Origin of the sequence: Curtobacterium flaccumfaciens (assembly GCF_004361695.1) — a bacterium.
Classification (GTDB): Bacteria; Actinomycetota; Actinomycetes; order Actinomycetales; family Microbacteriaceae; genus Curtobacterium; species Curtobacterium flaccumfaciens_B.
Window position 1 is genome coordinate 158,915 of sequence record NZ_SNVW01000002.1, and the last position, 17,359, is coordinate 176,273.

The 17,359-nt window shown below is 71.0% G+C and carries 16 protein-coding genes and 1 pseudogene; 12 read left to right on the forward strand and 5 right to left on the reverse strand.

Translation table 11 applies throughout. The features are described 5' to 3' along the window. Positions 1-22: 22 nt before the first annotated feature. Both EDF64_RS18480 and EDF64_RS18485 read left to right on the forward strand, forming a co-directional pair. The gene (locus tag EDF64_RS18480) at positions 23-520 is read left to right on the forward strand and encodes a diacylglycerol/lipid kinase family protein (RefSeq protein ID WP_243736230.1); all 498 of its coding nucleotides are present in this window, start codon (positions 23-25) and stop codon (positions 518-520) included. Further along, entirely contained in the window at positions 520-1,047 is a 528-nt protein-coding gene (locus tag EDF64_RS18485; RefSeq protein ID WP_243736231.1) for a diacylglycerol/lipid kinase family protein, read from the forward strand. The genes EDF64_RS18480 and EDF64_RS18485 overlap by 1 nt, the downstream gene beginning before the upstream one ends. Positions 1,048-1,193: 146 nt before the next feature. Here EDF64_RS18485 and EDF64_RS03455 read toward each other — a convergent pair whose 3' ends face one another. The 4 genes from EDF64_RS03455 to ptsP form a co-directional block, all read right to left on the reverse strand. Beyond that, positions 1,194-2,351, reverse strand: coding sequence for a mannitol-1-phosphate 5-dehydrogenase (locus EDF64_RS03455; RefSeq protein WP_133518704.1), 1,158 nt, complete (start codon positions 2,349-2,351; stop codon positions 1,194-1,196). Then, positions 2,348-2,785, reverse strand: coding sequence for a PTS sugar transporter subunit IIA (locus EDF64_RS18490; protein ID WP_022907882.1), 438 nt, complete (start codon positions 2,783-2,785; stop codon positions 2,348-2,350). The genes EDF64_RS03455 and EDF64_RS18490 overlap by 4 nt, the downstream gene beginning before the upstream one ends. A gap of 90 nt (positions 2,786-2,875) precedes the next feature. Beyond that, positions 2,876-4,396: a PTS mannitol transporter subunit IICB gene (locus EDF64_RS03460; protein WP_243736232.1), complete on the reverse strand. Its 1,521-nt coding sequence runs from the start codon at positions 4,394-4,396 to the stop codon at positions 2,876-2,878. A gap of 73 nt (positions 4,397-4,469) precedes the next feature. Next, positions 4,470-6,125: a phosphoenolpyruvate--protein phosphotransferase gene (gene ptsP, locus EDF64_RS03465; protein ID WP_133518705.1), complete on the reverse strand. Its 1,656-nt coding sequence runs from the start codon at positions 6,123-6,125 to the stop codon at positions 4,470-4,472. 263 nt (positions 6,126-6,388) lie between these two features. Between ptsP and EDF64_RS03470 the strand changes: the two genes are divergently transcribed. From EDF64_RS03470 to EDF64_RS03515, 10 genes and pseudogenes are all read left to right on the forward strand, one after another. After that, complete coding sequence (locus EDF64_RS03470) at positions 6,389-7,159, forward strand: DeoR/GlpR family DNA-binding transcription regulator (RefSeq protein ID WP_071290640.1); 771 nt, start codon at positions 6,389-6,391, stop codon at positions 7,157-7,159. 85 nt (positions 7,160-7,244) lie between these two features. After that, positions 7,245-7,517, forward strand: coding sequence for an HPr family phosphocarrier protein (locus tag EDF64_RS03475; protein WP_022905912.1), 273 nt, complete (start codon positions 7,245-7,247; stop codon positions 7,515-7,517). 127 nt (positions 7,518-7,644) lie between these two features. Then, positions 7,645-8,487, forward strand: a complete 843-nt coding sequence (locus EDF64_RS03480) for an exodeoxyribonuclease III (protein WP_133518706.1) — start codon at positions 7,645-7,647, stop codon at positions 8,485-8,487. A 38-nt stretch (positions 8,488-8,525) separates the two neighbouring features. Continuing rightward, positions 8,526-9,536: a tryptophan--tRNA ligase gene (gene trpS, locus EDF64_RS03485; protein ID WP_133518707.1), complete on the forward strand. Its 1,011-nt coding sequence runs from the start codon at positions 8,526-8,528 to the stop codon at positions 9,534-9,536. Positions 9,537-9,538: 2 nt separating this feature from the next. Next, positions 9,539-10,126: a GNAT family N-acetyltransferase gene (locus tag EDF64_RS03490; protein ID WP_133518708.1), complete on the forward strand. Its 588-nt coding sequence runs from the start codon at positions 9,539-9,541 to the stop codon at positions 10,124-10,126. A gap of 66 nt (positions 10,127-10,192) precedes the next feature. Beyond that, positions 10,193-11,245 (forward strand): bifunctional diaminohydroxyphosphoribosylaminopyrimidine deaminase/5-amino-6-(5-phosphoribosylamino)uracil reductase RibD, encoded by a 1,053-nt coding sequence (gene ribD / locus EDF64_RS03495; protein WP_243736252.1) that lies wholly within the window; start codon positions 10,193-10,195, stop codon positions 11,243-11,245. Positions 11,246-11,274: 29 nt separating this feature from the next. Further along, a pseudogene (gene ribA / locus EDF64_RS03500) lies at positions 11,275-11,904 on the forward strand (GTP cyclohydrolase II); the annotation flags it as partial. Positions 11,905-12,117: 213 nt separating this feature from the next. Continuing rightward, the gene (locus EDF64_RS03505) at positions 12,118-13,530 is read left to right on the forward strand and encodes an MFS transporter (RefSeq protein WP_133518710.1); all 1,413 of its coding nucleotides are present in this window, start codon (positions 12,118-12,120) and stop codon (positions 13,528-13,530) included. A gap of 259 nt (positions 13,531-13,789) precedes the next feature. Beyond that, positions 13,790-14,005: a helix-turn-helix domain-containing protein gene (locus EDF64_RS03510; protein ID WP_071290646.1), complete on the forward strand. Its 216-nt coding sequence runs from the start codon at positions 13,790-13,792 to the stop codon at positions 14,003-14,005. Between the two features lie 7 nt (positions 14,006-14,012). Further along, positions 14,013-15,869 (forward strand): ABC transporter ATP-binding protein, encoded by a 1,857-nt coding sequence (locus tag EDF64_RS03515; protein ID WP_133518711.1) that lies wholly within the window; start codon positions 14,013-14,015, stop codon positions 15,867-15,869. Between the two features lie 12 nt (positions 15,870-15,881). Here the strand turns inward: EDF64_RS03515 and EDF64_RS03520 are convergent, their stop codons facing one another. After that, positions 15,882-17,354 (reverse strand): NAD-dependent succinate-semialdehyde dehydrogenase, encoded by a 1,473-nt coding sequence (locus EDF64_RS03520; protein WP_133518930.1) that lies wholly within the window; start codon positions 17,352-17,354, stop codon positions 15,882-15,884. Positions 17,355-17,359: the final 5 nt, after the last annotated feature.

Here is a 17,359-nt window from a genome sequence, read left to right on the forward strand (position 1 = left end):
CCCGCGCGCTACGCTCGTGACGATGTCCTCCCCGCTCCCGAACGAGACCGGCGCGCCCGAGTCCGTCGCCCACGAAGCCGCGACACCCGTCGTCCGTCGGTCGCACGCATCGGTCGTGGTCAACCCGTCCAAGGTCGACCTCGTGGCCCTCCGGACCGCCGTCGAGACCGAGGAACGCGCCACCGGCCGGGCACCCACGCAGTGGTTCGAGACCGCCGCGGCCGACGACGGTCGCGCCGCAGCCGCCGCCGCGCTCGCATCGGGCGCGGACGTCGTACTGGTGGTCGGCGGGGACGGCACGCTCCGGGTGGCTGCCGAGGTCCTGCACGGCACGGGCACACCCCTCGCCCTCCTGCCCACCGGCACCGGCAACCTCTACGCCCGGAACCTCGGCCTGCCCCTGCACGACGTCGGCCGTTCCGTGACCGCGGCGTTCCACGGGCACGACCGGCTCGTCGACGTCGCGTTCTCCGCGCTCACCTCCGCCGCCGGCGAGACGACGGAGCACGCGTCCCCGTGATGGCCGGGATCGGTCTCGACGCGGCGATGGCGGCGGACACGAACGCGAGGTTGAAGAAGCGGTTCGGCTGGCTCGCCTACTCCGACCCGATCGCCCGGTCCGTGGTCGGCAACCGCCGGATCGACCTGCGGTACCGACTCGACGAGGGGCCGGAGCACGGCATGCGCGCCCACACCGTCATCGTCGGCAACTGCGGCACGCTGACGGCGGGCGTGCTCCTCCTGCCCGCGGCCGAGCCGGACGACGGACTGCTCGACGCCGTGGCGTTCCGGCCGCAGGGGGCGTTCGGGTGGACGAAGGTCGGCTACGGCCTCTCGCTCAACCGGTTCTTCCACCGCACGGGGTTCGGTCGGCTGCTCGCACGGTTCCTGCCGCGGTCACGGACGCTCGGGTACACCTCGGCGCACCAGCTCGACCTCGCGCTCGACGAACCGGAGCAGATCCAGCTCGACGGCGACCCGTTCGGCACGGTCGTCGCGGCACGGCTCCGCGTGGAGCACCAGGCCCTGACGCTGCGCGTCGCCTGACCGGGGTCGTCACCTGACCGGCCGGCGTCGCCCGACCGGACCCGCGGTGCCCAGCCCGACCCGCGTTCCGTGAACGCACCGAACGACGGACGGGAGGCGCGGTGCCAGCTGGCACCGCGCCTCCCGTCAGTCGAGTGGGAACGTCGCTAGGCGCGCGCGGAACGCACCCGGTCCACGAACGCGGCGTGCAGCGGGTGCTGCTCGTCGAGCCCGGTGATCGTCGTCGCGACGTCCGCGTCGGTATGGTCCGACCGCAGCAGCGCCTGCAACTCGACGCTCTGCTCGTCGTCGGCGACGTCGAAACGGAGCGCCGCACCCATCGCGTCCAGCAGCGCCGTCGGCTCCGTGCCGTCCTCGGCGAGGGCGGCGGCGGGCGAGACGAAGCGCTCGTCGCGGGAGAGCTTCCGGAGCGGCTGGCGACCGACGCGGGTCACGGTGTCGGGCAGGTGCGGGTTCTCGAACCGGCCGATGATCGCCTGCACGTACGCGCGGTGGACCTCGGGGTCGAGCTCGTGCCGGCGGACGAGCAGGTCACTCGTCTCGGCGAGCACGGACTCGAGCTCGGACCGGACCGCGGGGATCGCGATCGCGTCGGAGATCTTGTCCGCCCCCGCGAGGAAGCCGTGGTAGGCGACCGTGGCGTGCCCGGTGTTGACCGTGAAGAGCTTGCGCTCGATCGAGGCAGCGAGGCCGTCGACGTAGTGCGCGCCCGGGATCTCCGGCTCGTTGCCGCCGAACGGCGTGCGGTCGATGGCCCACTCGAAGTAGGTCTCCACCGTCACGTCGAGGCCGCCGTCGGCGGGCTGCGCCGGCACGATGCGGTCCACCGCGGTGTTCGCGAAGACGGCCTTCGCGAGCGCGCGGTCGCGGGACTCGGTCGGCAGGGCGTCGACGATGAACTCGCGGAGCCGGTCGGTCGCGTTGATGGCGTTCTCGCACGCCATCACCGTGAGCGGCGCGGCGTCGGCGTCGCGGGCGACGAGCGCACGCGCGATGACCGGGGCGATGAACTTGAGGACCGTCGGGCCGACCGCGCAGGTGACGATCTCTGCCGCAGCGACCTCGGCGATCACGCCGGCTTCGTCCTGGGCGCTGTTCACCGCACGGAAGTCCGTGACCACGTGGTCCGTCGCACCGGCACCGACCTCGTGCACGGTGTACGAATCGGCGGCCGCGAGGGCGTCGATGAGCGGCGCGGCGACGTCGGCGAAGACGACCTCGTACCCGGCCTCGTGCAGGAGCAGCCCGACGAACCCGCGACCGATGTTGCCGGCGCCGAAGTGGACGGCGGTGCGGGTGCTCACTCGTTGACCTCGCCGAGGATCGACAGGATCGCCGCGGTGTCCGGGGCGTCGGTGAGCTTCTGGACCTCGTCCTCGTCGGAGAACACGATCGCGATCTTCGACAGGATGTCGAGGTGCTCATTGTTCACGCCGGCGATGCCGACGACGAAGCGCACCGGGTTGCCGTCCCAGTCGATCGGGGTCGCGTAGCGGATGAACGACAGCGCGGACGACTTGATGGCGTCCTTCGCGTCGTTCGTGCCGTGCGGGATGGCGAGGAAGTTCCCCATGTACGTCGAGACGCTCTTCTCGCGCTCGAGCATCGCCGGGTAGTAGTCCGCCGTGACCGCGCCTGCAGCCTCGAGGATCTCAGCCGCCTCCTTCATCGCCTCCGACTTGGTCGGGGCGGTGTCCTCGGTGTGGATCCGGATCTGGCTCTCCTGCAGGACGGGCATCGGGGTTCTCCTTGGTGTTCGAGGACGTGGTGGAGGGGACGGGTCTGTACCCGTCCCCTCCGATACTGCACTTCGTTACTGGTTGTGGCGTTACTGGTTCTTGAGCTGCTCGACGACCTGGTCGTACTGCGGCGCGTTCATGAAGTTGCCGACCGAGACGTGCTGCGCGTTCGGGTTCTTCTGCTTCGCGCGGTCCGTCAGTTCCTCCTGCGTGATGATCAGGTCCTCGTCACCGGTGAGGTTCGCGATCGCCTTGTTGGAGACCGTGACCCCCTCGATGCCGGCCTTCTTGATCTTGTTGCGGAGGACGCTGGCGCCCATCGCGCTCGAGCCCATCCCGGCGTCGCAGGCGAACACGAGGTTCTGGACCTTCGTTGCGGTCGCCGTGGTGCCGGCCGCTGCCGCCTCGTCCGAGTTGGCCGCGGCGTTGCTGCCGAAGAGCCCGGCGGTCGCGGCGTTGGCGTCACGGCCCTTGTTGGCCTGCATCTTGTCGAACGCCGCAGTCATGTCACCGCCACCGGTCGCCAGGTCGCGCTTGCGGCTGGCGAGGAGGAAGAACGAGGCGACCGCGAACGTCACGGCTGCGGAGAGGATCACCGACAGGATGACGCCGACGTAGCTGTCCCGGGAGGTGTTGAAGAGCACCGCCAGGATCGACCCCGGAGACGCCGGAGCGGTCAGACCGGAGTTGAAGATGACGTTCGTGAGGACACCGGTGCCACCGCCGAGGATCACGGCGAGGAACAGGACCGGCTTCTGCAGCACGTACGGGAAGTAGATCTCGTGGATGCCGCCGAAGAACTGGATGATGATCGCGCCGGGAGCGGTCGAGCGGGCGATGCCGACACCGAAGAAGGTGAAGGCGAGGAGGATGCCGAGGCCGGGGCCGGGGTTCGCCTCGAGGAGGAACAGGATCGACTTGCCCGACTCCTTGACCTGCTGCGCGCCGAGCTGGTCGAGGACGCCGTGGTTGATGGCGTTGTTGAGGAAGAACACCTTCGCCGGCTCGATGAAGATGCTCGCGAGCGGCAGGAGCGAGTGGTTGATCAGGAACTCGACGGCGGAGCCGAGCGCGAGCGCGATCCCGGTGAAGAGCTTCGACAGCCAGAAGAACCCGACGAGGAACAGCCCGAACCCGAGGATGCCAGCCGCGTAGTTGTTCACGAGCATCTCGAAGCCCGGCTTGATCTTGCCGTCCCAGAGCCGGTCGATCTGCTTGATGATGTAGGCGCCGAGCGGGCCGCAGATCATCGCGCCGAGGATCATCGTCGTGTCGGAACCGAGGATGACACCCATCGAGAAGATCGAACCGACGACCGCACCGCGGATGTCGTAGACCATCCGGCCACCCTGGATCGCGATCGCGAGCGGGATGAGGTAGGTCAGGATCGGGCCGACGACACCGACGACGCTGCCGTCCTTCGAGCCGCCGAGTGCCTCCACCGGGGTCCAGCCGGTGGGGATGAAGAACGCGGTGATGATGCCCCACGCGATGAAGATCGCGATGTTGGGCATGACCATGCCGGAGAGGAACGTGCCGAACTTCTGGACACGGACGCGCCCCTGCCCCCGTGCGGGGGCTCCCGGCGATGCAACGGACGACGTTGTCATGTGCGGTGACTTTCTGTGAGGTGCTGCTGCTGTGTGAGGGGTGGTGCTGGGTCGGGTGGTGCTGTGGGGCGGCTCAGGCGGCGTGGACCGCGGCCGCGGCGGACTTCGCGGCCGCCGCCGTGCTCGCGGCGAGTGCTGCCGTCGCCATCTCGCGGGCCTGTTCGAGCGTGTGGTTGCCGAGTTCGGCGCGCACGTCGGCGAGGGCCGCGGGGGTCATCGAGAGGGTGGTGGCGCCGAGGCCGACGAGGACGACGGCGAGCAGCGGGTCGGCTGCGGCCTCACCGCAGATGCCGACGGGCTTGCCGGCCGCCGCACCGGCGGTGCCGAGCTGCGCGACGAGGCGCAGGACGGCGGGGTGCCACGGGTCCTGGTACGAGGCGACGGTGCCGAGCATGCGGTCGGCGGCCATCGTGTACTGGGTGAGGTCGTTCGTACCGATCGACACGAAGTCGGCGGAGGTGAACACCTGGTCGGCCATCAGCGCGAGCGAGGGGACCTCGGCCATCACGCCGGCGGTGCGGATGCCGAGCTCGCGGGCGAGGTCGACGAAGTACTCGGTCTCCTCGGCGTCGGCGACCATCGGGGCCATCACCCAGAGGTCGGCCTCGGTCTCGGCGTCGGCCTGTGCGAGCGCGGTGAGCTGGTCGCGGAGTACCTCGGGGTGGTTCCGCAGCGCCCGGAGGCCGCGGCGCCCGAGGGCCGGGTTCTCCTCGTCCTTGTCAGTGAGGAACGGCAGCGGCTTGTCGGCGCCGGCGTCGAGCACGCGGACGACGACCTTCTTGCCGGGGAACGCCTCGAGGAGCTGCCGGTAGGACTCCTGCTGCTCCGCGACGGTCGGTGCCTTCGGCGAGTCGAGGAAGAGGAACTCGGTGCGGAAGAGCCCCACGCCCTCCGCACCGAGAGCAACGGCGCCCGCGGCGTCGGCGGGGCTGCCGAGGTTCGCGAGCAGGGGCACGGTGTGGCCGTCGGCGAGGGCGCCGGCGGTGAGCGGGGCGGCGGCCGCGGCGAGGCGGTCGGCGATGCGCTGCTCGACGTCGGCGACCAGCTCGGCGGAGGGCTCGGTCACGACGGTGCCGGCGACGGCGTCGACCACGACGGCCTGTCCGTCGGCGAGGTCGTCCGCGCCGGTGACGCCGACGATGGCCGTGATGCCCTTCGCTCGGGCGAGGATCGCGGTGTGCGAGGTCGGGCCGCCGTCACGGGTGACGAGCGCGAGGACCTTGTCGAGGTCGAGGAGCGCGGTGTCGGCCGGTGCGAGGTCGCGGGCGACGAGCACGAACGGGGTGTTCGACTCGGGGACGCCGGGGGCGGCCACGCCGCGGAGCTTCGCGACGATGCGCTGGGCGACGTCGTCGAGGTCGGCGGCACGCTCCCCCATGTAGCCGCCCATGCCGACGAGCAGGTCGCGGAACTGCGCGAACGCCTCGTGCACGGCACGTTCGGCGTTGGTGCCGCCGTCGATGCGGGCGTGCACGTCGTCGAGGAGCGTCGGGTCCTGCGCCATGAGCGCCTGCGCCTCGAGCACGGCCTGGGCGTCGCCGCCGGCAAGCTGTCCGCGCTTGTTGAGGTCGTCGGCCACCGCGGCGATCGCGGCGGCGACGGCCTGCTTCGCGTCGTCCGCCGAACCCTCGAGCGGCGTGGTCGACGGTTCGCCGAGCGGGTCCGCCATCCGGAGCACGGGGCCGTGGGCGACGCCACGGCCGACGCCGGTTCCGAGCAGTTCGGACATTCGAGACTCCTTCATCTCACACGCACGTGCGGTGGGGTGGTTCGTTCGGTGCGCGCGACGCGGAGACGGGACCCCGCCGGTGCGGCTGTGCAGCACACTACCCCGATCCGCGTTGACAAACAAACACATCCGGGGATAAAAATACAGAAACAGATGCCCGTTTGCGTCTGGCGGCTGATCACTTCGGAACAGAAACGCCAGCAGCGTGTCCGAGCATGTCCGTTCCGTTCCGACTCCATCGCTCCCAGACCGCGAGGCCCCCGATGTACGCACCAGAGCGCCACCAGCGCATCGTCGAACGGGCCCGCGAACAGGGCCGGGTCGACGTGAAGGACCTCGCCGAGCTCCTCGAGGTCACACCGGAGACCATCCGCCGCGACCTCACCAGCCTCGAGCGGCGCGGCCTCGTCCGTCGCGCCCACGGCGGCGCGATCCCGGTCGAGCGGATCACCCTGCACCCGGGTGTCGGCGACCGCGGCGGCATCAACCAGTCCGAGAAGATGGTCATCGCCGAGGCTGCCCTCGACGAGCTGCCCGAGAACGGCTCGGTGATGATCGACGCCGGCACCTCGACGATCTGCCTCGCCGAGATGCTCCCCACCGACCGCGGGCTCACCGTCGTCACGCACTCGCTGCCCGTGGCGATGGCCGTCGCGAACCGGGCCGGCATCGACCTGCACCTGCTCGGCGGCAACATCCGGAGCGACTCGCTCGCCGGCGTCGGCACCTGGACCCACCAGCTCATCGGCATGGTGAGCGTCGACGTCGCCTTCATCAGCATCAACGGCATCACCCCGGAGCGCGGTCTGACGACGCACAACATGGCCGAGGCCGCCGTGAAGAGCGCCATGATCAAGTCCGCCCGACGGAGCATCCTGCTCGCCGACCACACCAAGTTCGGTCGCGAGGAGTTCGGCCGCGTCGCGCCCCTCGCCGCGATCGACACGATCATCACCGACCCGGGCGTCAACGCCGACCTGGTGCGCGAGGTCGAGGCCGCCGGCACCGAGGTGTTCTGGCCCGGCCGCGACTGACGCCCCACCCCGCACACCTCACCGGACCCACCCACCGGACGCTCGCTACCATGAGCGCCACCACCCATCGACTAGGAGTTCATCGATGTCCGAAGCCACCCGCACCGTCACCGTCGCCAGCGCGTCCGGCCTGCACGCGCGCCCCGCCTCCCTGTTCGTCCAGACCGTGACGGCGTCGGGCCACCAGGTCACGATCGCGAAGGGCGACAAGTCCGGCAACGCGGGCAGCATCCTCGCCCTGCTCGGGCTCGGCATCGAGAACGGCGACGAGGTCACCCTCACGGTCTCCGGCGACGACGCCGAGACGACCGCGGACAGCCTGGTCGAGTTCCTCAAGACGGACCACGACGCGGCCTGACCGCGCGCGTCGCGCCCTGGGCGCGACCACCTTCTGACTGGAGGCCCGTGGCTGCGCAGCCACGGGCCTCCAGTGCGTCTCCCGGCCACGTCCAGGGCTGTCGGCGGCCGCCGATAGGGTGATCTGCATGACACGCCTGCGCCTCGCATCCGTCAACGTGAACGGCATCCGTGCCGCGTTCCGGAAGGGCATGGGCGACTGGCTCGCCACCCGCGACGTCGACGTGCTCGCCCTGCAAGAGGTCCGCGCGTCGAGCGACGACCTCGCCGGACTGCTCGGCGACGAGTGGGACATCGTGCACGACCCGGCGACCGCCAAGGGCCGGGCCGGCGTGGCCATCGCCTCGCGGCACTCGGCCCAGATCCACCGCGTCGCGCTGGGCGCCGACGACTTCGACTCCGCCGGGCGCTGGCTCGAGGCCGACTACGAGATCGGCGGCACCACCGTGACCGTCGTCTCGACGTACGTGCACTCGGGCGAGGTCGACACCCCGAAGCAGGACGAGAAGTGGAAGTTCCTCGACGCGATGACCGAGCGTCTGCCCGCCCTCCGCGCGCACAACCCGCTCGCCGTCGTGGTCGGTGACCTCAACGTCGGGCACGACCAGCGCGACATCAAGAACTGGAAGGGCAACGTCAAGCGCGCCGGCTTCCTGCCGCGCGAGCGTGCCTACTTCTCGCGCTTCTTCGGCGCGGACGGCGAGCAGGTCGAGGGCGCCGACGGTTCGACCGGTCCCGGCCTCGGCTGGGTCGACGTCGGTCGCGCACAGGCCGGCGACGTCGACGGCCCCTACACGTGGTGGTCGTGGCGCGGTCAGGCGTTCGACAACGACACCGGCTGGCGCATCGACTACCAGATGGCGACGCCCGAGCTCGCCGCCACGGTGACGTCGTACACGGTCGACCGCGCCGCGGCGTACGACCAGCGATGGTCCGACCACGCCCCCGTGGTCGTCGACTACGAACTCTGATCTCCTCTCCGCCTCACTTCACGCACCGGAGCACCACCATGACCAAGACCCGCATCTTCTCGGGCATCCAGCCGTCCGCCGGCTCACTCCACCTCGGCAACTACGTCGGGGCGCTCATGCAGTGGCGCGACCTGCAGGACGACTTCGACGCCATCTACTGCGTCGTCGACATGCACGCGATCACGTCGCCGCAGGACCCGGCCGAGCTCCGCGCGAGCACGCGGGCGACGGCCGCGCAGTACATCGCCTCGGGCATCGACCCGACGAAGTCGACGCTGTTCGTGCAGTCCCACGTGCCCGCCCACGCGGAGCTCGCCTGGGTGCTGAACACCCTCACCGGGTTCGGTGAGGCCAGCCGGATGACCCAGTTCAAGGACAAGTCCGCACGCCAGGGCGCCGAGGCCGCCTCGGTCGGGCTCTTCACCTACCCGGTCCTGATGGCCGCGGACATCCTGCTGTACGACACGAAGGTCGTGCCGGTCGGCGACGACCAGCGGCAGCACGTCGAGCTCACCCGCGACCTCGCCGGCCGGTTCAACTCCCGGTTCGGTGACACGTTCGTCGTGCCGGAGGCACGGATCGGCACCGAGACGGCCCGCATCTACGACCTGCAGGACCCGGCCAGCAAGATGAGCAAGTCGGCGGCGTCCGACAACGGCCTCATCCGGCTGCTCGACGACCCGAAGCGCACGGCGAAGAAGATCAAGTCCGCCGTGACCGACGCCGAGCGCGAGATCCGGTCCGACCGCCAGACCAAGCCCGGCGTGACGAACCTGCTCGCGATCCTGTCGGCGTTCAGTCGCACGCCGGTCGCCGAGCTCGAGGCCTCGTTCGCGGGCAAGGGCTACGGCGACCTGAAGGGCGCCGTCGCGGACGCCGTCGTCGCCGAGCTCGAGCCGGTGCGTGCTCGTACGCTCGAACTCCTCGACGACCCGGCCGAGCTCGACCGCCTGCTCGCGGTCGGTGCCGAGCGGGCCGAGTCGATCGCGAACGAGACCCTCGCCCGGGTGTACGACCGCATCGGCTTCGTCCCGCGGTCGCGCGCCTGAGCATGCTCCCCGTCACGCTGTCGTCCGCCCGTGTGCACCTCGACGTGCCCACCCGGGCGGACGCCGCGGCCATCACCGAGGCCTGCCAGGACCCGGACATCGTGCGCTGGACGACCATCCCGACCCCGTACACCGCCCGCGACGCCACCACCTTCGTGGACGCCCTGGTCGGCCCCGGCTGGGCGTCCGACCGCGAGTACACCTGGGCGATCCGTCGCACCGGGTCGACGTGGCTCGAGGGGGTCATCGGGTACCGGACGGCGCACCGCGACCTCGGCTTCTGGCTCGCCCCCTCGGCGCGCGGGACGGGGCTCATGCACGACGCGGTCGGGCTGGTGCTCGACTGGGCCTTCGCGCAGGGCGCTCCCGACGTCTACTGGGAGTGCTACGCGGGCAACACCGCGTCCGCCTCGGTCGCACGTGCCGCGGGCTTCTCGTACACCGGCTCCGGCCCCGCGCTCATCCCCGGCCGCGGTGGCGCACCGACGACCGCGTGGAAGGGCCTCCGCCGCGCGGACGGCACGCCGGCGTCCGACCGGCCGTGGCCGCCCGAGACGTTCGGTGACACGTCATCCGCTGACCGCCGGTAGTCTCGGTCCGTGACCCGCTCCACCGATCCGTCGCCGACGTCCGCCTCCGCGGCCGAGGTCCGCGCGATGCGCCGCGGGCTCGAACTCGCCGCACTCGGGCCGGCCGTGGGCGACCACGCGCGGGTCGGGGCGGTCATCCTCTCCCCCGACGGCGACGTCCTCGCCGAGGGCTGGCACAAGGGCGCCGGCACGCCCCACGCCGAGGTCGACGCCATGGCGAAGGTCGCGCCGGAGCAGCTCCGTGGCGCCACCGCCGTCGTCACCCTCGAACCCTGCAACCACACCGGACGCACCGGTCCCTGCGCCGTCGCCCTGCTCGAGGCCGGCGTCGGCCGCGTCGTGTACGCGATCGACGACCCGGGCGCGACCGTGCACGGCGGTGGCGACCGTCTCCGTGCCGGGGGCGTCGACGTCGTCGCGGGCGTGCTCGCCGACGAGGCCGAGGCCTTCCTCGAGCGCTGGCTCCTCTCGGTCCGGCTCGGGCGTCCGTGGGTCACGGTGAAGTGGGCCTCCAGCCTCGACGGCCGCGCCGCTGCGGCCGACGGCACGAGCCAGTGGATCACCGGCGCCGCGGCCCGGCAGCACGTCCACGAGCAGCGTGCCGCACACGACGCGATCCTGGTCGGCACCGGCACCGTCCTCGCCGACGACCCGAGCCTCACCGCGCGGGGCGACGCCGGCGAGCTCCTCGCCGACCAGCCCCTCCCGGTGGTCCTCGGCGACCGCCCGGTCCCGGACGACGCCGCCGTCCGCCGCCACCCCCGCGGGCTGCTGACGCTCCCCGGCCACGACCTCGGCGCCGCGCTCGGTGCCCTCCGTGGGCACGGCGTGCACTCGGTGTTCGTCGAGGGCGGCCCGACCGTCGCCTCGGCACTCATCGCCGCCGGACTCGTCGACGAGTACCTCGTGTACCTCGCCCCCGTGCTGCTCGGCGGCCCCCGTGTGGCCCTCGGCGACGTCGGTGTGGGAAGCATCGGCGACCGTCGGAGGTTGGACGTACTATCGACAACCAGCCTCGGCCCCGACCTGCTGGTCCGAGCACGACCCCACCGCGCGGCGACGCCCGCGGCGGACGAGCCCCGGAACGCGGGGCCCCAGGACGACCGGAGCACCTCATGACCGACGCACTCACCTCCCCCACCCCCGGGAGCCCGGTCCAGTTCGAGGTCTCCACGAACGTCCCGACGACGCACGGCACGTTCGAGATGCGCGCCTACCGCGACCTCGTCACGAGCGCCGAGCACGTCGCGATCATCGCGAACGGTCCCGACGGCGCCGCGCCCCGCGACGGCGCGCTCGTCCGCGTGCACTCCGAGTGCCTGACCGGCGAGGCCTTCGGCTCGCTGAAGTGCGAGTGCGGCCCCCAGCTCGACGCGGCGCTCGACACGATCGCGGCCGAGGGCGGCGTGGTGGTCTACCTCCGCGGGCACGAGGGCCGCGGCATCGGTCTCATCAACAAGCTCAAGGCGTACCGCTTGCAAGAGGACGGCCTCGACACCCTCGACGCCAACCTCGCGCTCGGGCTGCCCGCCGACTCCCGCGCCTACGGGGGCGCCGCCGGCATCCTCGCCGACCTCGGTCTCACGCGCGTCCGGCTGCTCTCGAACAACCCCGAGAAGCGTCGGCAGCTCGAGGAGCACGGCATCACGGTCGAGGGGCTCGTGCCGCTCGTCGTCGGCATCTCCGCGCAGAACGCCGGGTACCTCGACACGAAGCGCGACCGGATGGGGCACCAGCTTCCGGCGCACCTCGAGGCGGGTTCCCCCACGCGGGGCTGATCGCTCCGCAGCTCTCTGGGCTGACCCTCTGGGCTGATTCGCAGGTTCACGACATCTGTCGTACCATGTTGTCCTCCGTCACAAGCGGTACACCACCCAGTTCCGAACGCACCCGATCGATGCACGCGCCACCCTGCGCGAACCGATCGGTGTCCGCCGTCCGGATCACCGCTGTGCTCCCCTCGAGCGCGCCCCACGGAGTCTCCTCACCCCATGTCCGCCGCACCGGCACCCGCAGCCCCGAAGACCGCTGGCAATCCGCGCTCCCGCGTCGTGATCGCCAGCCTCGTCGGCACGTCCATCGAGTTCTACGACTTCTACGTCTACGCCACCGCCGCGGTCCTCGTCTTCCCGACGCTGTTCTTCCCGAACGAGGACCCCACCGCATCGCAGCTGTCGTCGTTCGTCACGTTCGCCCTCGCGTTCTTCGCACGTCCGGTCGGATCGATCATCTTCGGCCACTTCGGTGACCGCGTCGGCCGCAAGGCGACCCTCGTGGCGTCGCTGCTCGTCATGGGGACCGCGACCTTCCTCATCGGGTGCCTGCCGACGTTCTCCTCGATCGGCATCTGGGCCCCCGTCCTCCTCGCGGTGATGCGCTTCGCCCAGGGTGTCGGCCTCGGTGGCGAATGGTCGGGCGCGGCCCTCCTCGCGACCGAGAACGCCCCGAAGGGCAAGCGCGGCGTGTTCGGTTCGATGCCGCAGCTCGGCGCCCCGATCGGCTTCCTCCTCGCGAACGGCCTGTTCATCGCGATCAACGCCGCGATGCCCGCCGGCGCCGACGGCACCCCGAACCCGGAGTTCCAGGCGTGGGGCTGGCGCATCCCGTTCCTGCTCTCCGCCGTGCTCGTCATCGTCGGCCTCTACGTGCGCTTCAAGCTCGTCGAGTCCACGGTGTTCCGCGGTGTCCAGGAGTCCGGCACGGTCGCCAAGGTCCCGCTCGGCCGCGTGTTCCGCACCTCGTGGAAGGCCGTCATCGTCGGCACCTTCGGCATGGTCGCCACGTACGTCCTCTTCTACTTCATGACGACGTTCACGCTGTCGTACGGCACGACCGGCACCGAGGCGGGCCCCCTCGTCCCGAAGATCGGCCTCGGCTACACCCGCGGCGAGTTCCTCACGCTGCTCATGATCGGCGTCGTGTTCTTCGGCATCTTCACGCCCGTCGCCGGCATGCTGGCGGACAAGTTCGGCCGTCGTCGCACGCTCATCCCGACCACCATCGGCATCGCGTTGTTCGGTCTGACGTTCCAGATCTGGTTCGCGGCCTCGACCGGTCCGATCACGGTCGTCACGTTCCTCATCGTGGGCCTGTCCCTGATGGGGCTGACGTTCGGTCCGATGGGGGCCCTGCTGCCGGAGCTCTTCCCGACGAACGTCCGCTACACCGGTTCGGCGATCGCGTACAACGTCGCGTCGATCCTCGGTGCCTCGCTCGCGCCGACGATCGCCCTGGCCCTGTGGAAGCCGGACGGGAACATCTTCCTCGTCGGCCTGTACCTCTCCATCGCCGCGGTGGTGACGCTCGTCGCTCTCCTGTTCATGCGGGAGACCAAGAGCGCCGCCCTCGACGAGGCGGACCGGTCCGGCGCGCCGGACGCTGCCCCCGCGGACGTCCGCGGCTAGGCAGGTCACGCCGGACGGGAGGCACGGTGCCAGCTGGCACCGTGCCTCCCGTCCGTCATGCGTCACCCACCGCACGTTCCTGCCCATCGCACCCGACCTGGGTTGCCGTTTCGCGCGTAGGGGGCCGGAAGATCCGACCTCCTACGCGCGATTCGTCATCCGATGCGCGATTCGTCATCCCACGCGCGGATCGGCCCCGCCCACCCTGTCCGTCAACTCAGGTTGACACTTGTCGGTGCGTCAATGTAGGTTGACAGCCATGGATCGACCGACCATCACGAGCCTCGCCGCGGGAGCCTCCGGAGACGATCCGTTCTCCGCCCTCGCCAGTGTGCGCGAGCTCCGACGTGAGCTCGAACGGACCGAGGAACTCGCTGCCCGCCGCGCCCGGAACGCCGGCGCCTCGTGGCAGGAGATCGCGACGCTCCTCGGCGTCAGCCGACAGGCAGTGCACAAGAAGTACGGCAGAAACTAGGACCACGATGAGCTCCCCCTTCGCACGACCCAAGAAGACCGACGGCCCCCGCGCCAGCTTCGGCCGACTGCTGGGCTACCTGTTCGAGAACAAGCCGGCGATGGTCGTGATCATCGTGCTGAGCATCCTCGGCGCGGGTGCGTCCCTCGCCCAACCGCTCCTCGTGAACCAGGTGGTCACCGCGGTGCAGCACGGCAACACGCTGAGCATGCTCGTGTGGGCCCTCGTCGCCCTCGTGCTCGTCTCCGGGGTGCTCAACGGCGTCCAGCACTTCCTGCTCCAGCGTGCGGGTGAGGGTGTGGTCCTCTCCACGCGCCGCAAGCTCATCGCACGCATCCTCAACCTGCCGATCTCCGAGTTCGACACGCGTCGCACCGGCGACCTGGTGTCCCGCGTCGGCAGCGACACCACGCTGCTCCGCGCAGTGCTCACGCAGGGGCTCATCGAGTCGATCGGCGGTGCGCTCACCTTCATCGGCGCGGTCATCGCGATGGCGATCATCGACCCGCTCCTGCTCGGCATCACCGTCGTCATCGTGCTCGTCGCCATCGTCGTCGTCGGCGGCCTGAGCCGACGCATCCGCATCGCGTCGAAGAAGGCGCAGGAGAAGGTCGGCGACCTGACCGCAGCGGTCGAGCGCGGCATCGGTGCCGTTCGGACGATCCGCGCGGCCGGCGCCACCGAACGCGAGGTGCGCGAGGTCGACTCGCACGCGACCGAGGCGTACAAGCGCGGCCTCGACATCGCCAAGATGTCGGCGTTCGTCGTGCCGGTCGCGAGCATCGTCATGCAGGTGGCGTTCATCGCCGTGCTCGGCGTCGGTGGCGCGCAGGTCGCCGCGGGCACGATCACGATCGCGACGCTCATCACGTTCATCCTGCTGCTGTTCATGATGATCATGCCGCTCGGCCAGGCCATGGGTGCGGTCGTCGCCGTCGCCCAGGCGCTCGGTGCCCTCGGGCGCATCGAGGAGATCCTGCACCTGCCGACCGAGGCCCAGGACGACGGTGCGGTCCGTGTCGCCGCCGCCGTCGAGACCGACGACGCCATCACCTTCGAGCACGTGTCGTTCCACTACCGCGGTTCCGCAGACGCCTCCGGCCCCGACGGCGCGGTCGCGTCCGCCGAGACGACGGGCCAGCCAGGAGGCACGACTCGCCTTCCCGACGCCGCCGCCGACGAGCAGGCGGTCCTGCACGACGTCTCCTTCCGGGTGCCGCGCGGCTCGCGGGTCGCCCTGGTGGGCCCGTCGGGCGCCGGCAAGTCCACGACCCTCGCGCTCATCGAACGCTTCTACGACCCGACCGACGGGGTGATCCGGCTCGGTGGCGTCGACGTCCGCGGGCTCGACCGCGCCGAGCTCCGCGCCCAGATCGGGTACGTCGAGCAGGACGCCCCGGTGCTGGCCGGCACGATCCGCGCGAACCTGCTGCTCGGGTCGCCGAACGCCACCGAGGACGACTGCACCCGTGTGCTCGAGGCGGTGAACCTCGGCGAGGTCCTGCACCGCGACCCGCGTGGGCTCGACGCGCAGGTCGGCGAGGACGGCGTGATGCTGTCCGGTGGCGAGCGCCAGCGTCTGGCGATCGCCCGCGCACTGCTCGCGGCACCCCCGATCCTGCTGCTGGACGAGTCGACGTCCTCGCTCGACGGGGTGAACGAGCAGAAGATGCGGCTCGCGATCGACGCCGTCGCCGAGGACCGGACGCTCCTCGTCATCGCGCACCGGCTCTCCACCGTGGTGGACTCGGACGTCATCGTCGTGCTCGAGCACGGGCGGGTCGTCGGGGTCGGGACCCACTCCGAGCTCGTCGAGTCGACGCCGCTGTACCGCGACCTGGCGAAGCACCAGCTGCTCGTCTGACCGGCAGGAGCCCTACGCGGCGAAGGGGTCCGGGGTCAGGACGTAGACGGTCTCGAGGTACTCCTCGATGCCCTCGTGCGAGCCCTCACGGCCGAGCCCGGAGGACTTCACGCCGCCGAAGGGGAACGCCGCGTTCGACACGACCCCGGTGTTCAGGCCGAGCATCCCCGTCTCGAGGCGCTCCGCCAACCGCTGACCCCGGGCGAAGTCCGTCGTGTACGCGTACGCGATGAGCCCGAACTCGGTGTCGTTCGCGAGCCGGATGCCCGCTTCTTCGGTGTCGAACCGGGTGATCGAGACGACCGGCCCGAAGATCTCCGTGGTGAGGATGTCCGAACCCGGCTGCACGTCGTCGAGCACCGTCGGCGCGTAGTACGTGCCGGGCCGGTCCACGCGCTGCCCACCGGTGACGAGCCGGGCACCGCGGCTGACGGCGTCGTCGACGAGCCGTTCGGCCTTGTCCACCGCGCGGTCGTCGATGAGCGGCCCCATCGTGGTGCCGTCCTCGCTCCCCCGGCCGATGCGCAGTTCCTCGACCTTCGCGGTGAGCGCCGCGGTGAAGGCGTCCGCGATGCCCTCCTGCACGAAGAACCGGTTCGCGGCGGTGCAGGCCTCGCCCACGTTCCGGAACTTCGCGAGCATCGCGGCCGCGACCGCGGTGTCGAGGTCGGCGTCGTCGAAGACCAGGAGCGGGGCGTTGCCGCCGAGTTCCATGCTCGTCTTCAGGACGTTGTCCGCGGCTTGCTTGAGGAGCGCCGACCCGACCGGGGTCGAGCCCGTGAAGGTCAGCTTCCGCAGCCGTCGGTCGGTGATGATCGGTTCGGACAGGCCCTTCGCGTCGAGCGACGGCACGACGTTGAGGACGCCGTCGGGCAGCCCGGCGCGACGGAAGAGCTCGACCAGGAAGAGGGTCGTCAGCGGGGTGAGCTCGGCGGGCTTCACGACGACCGTGCACCCGGCGGCCAGTGCCGGGCCGATCTTCCGGGTCGCCATCGCCAGCGGGAAGTTCCACGGCGTGATCGCGTAGACCGGGCCGACCGGGCGCTTCAGGACGATGGCGCGGCCGGTGCCCTCCGGGTTCGTGCGGTAGTCCCCGTGGATGCGCACGGCTTCTTCCGAGAACCAGCGGAGGAACTCGCCGCCGTAGGTGACCTCGCCGCGGGCCTCGGCGAGCGGCTTCCCCATCTCGAGCGTCATGAGCGCCGCGAGGTCGTCGGCGTGCTCCCGGACCAGGTCGAACGCCCGGCGCAGCAGGTCGGAGCGCTGCCGGGGCGGGGTCGCCGCCCAGTCGTCCTGCGCGGCGACCGCGGCGTCGAGGGCCGCGATGCCGTCCTCGGGGGTGGCGTCGGCGACCTCGGCGAGGACCTCGCCCGTGGAGGGGTCCCGCACCGGGAACGTCCCGCCACCGGAGGCCGCTCGCCAGCTGCCGCCGATGAACAACCCGGTCGGCACCCCGGCGACGGAGACGTTGTCGTCCGCGACGATGGTGG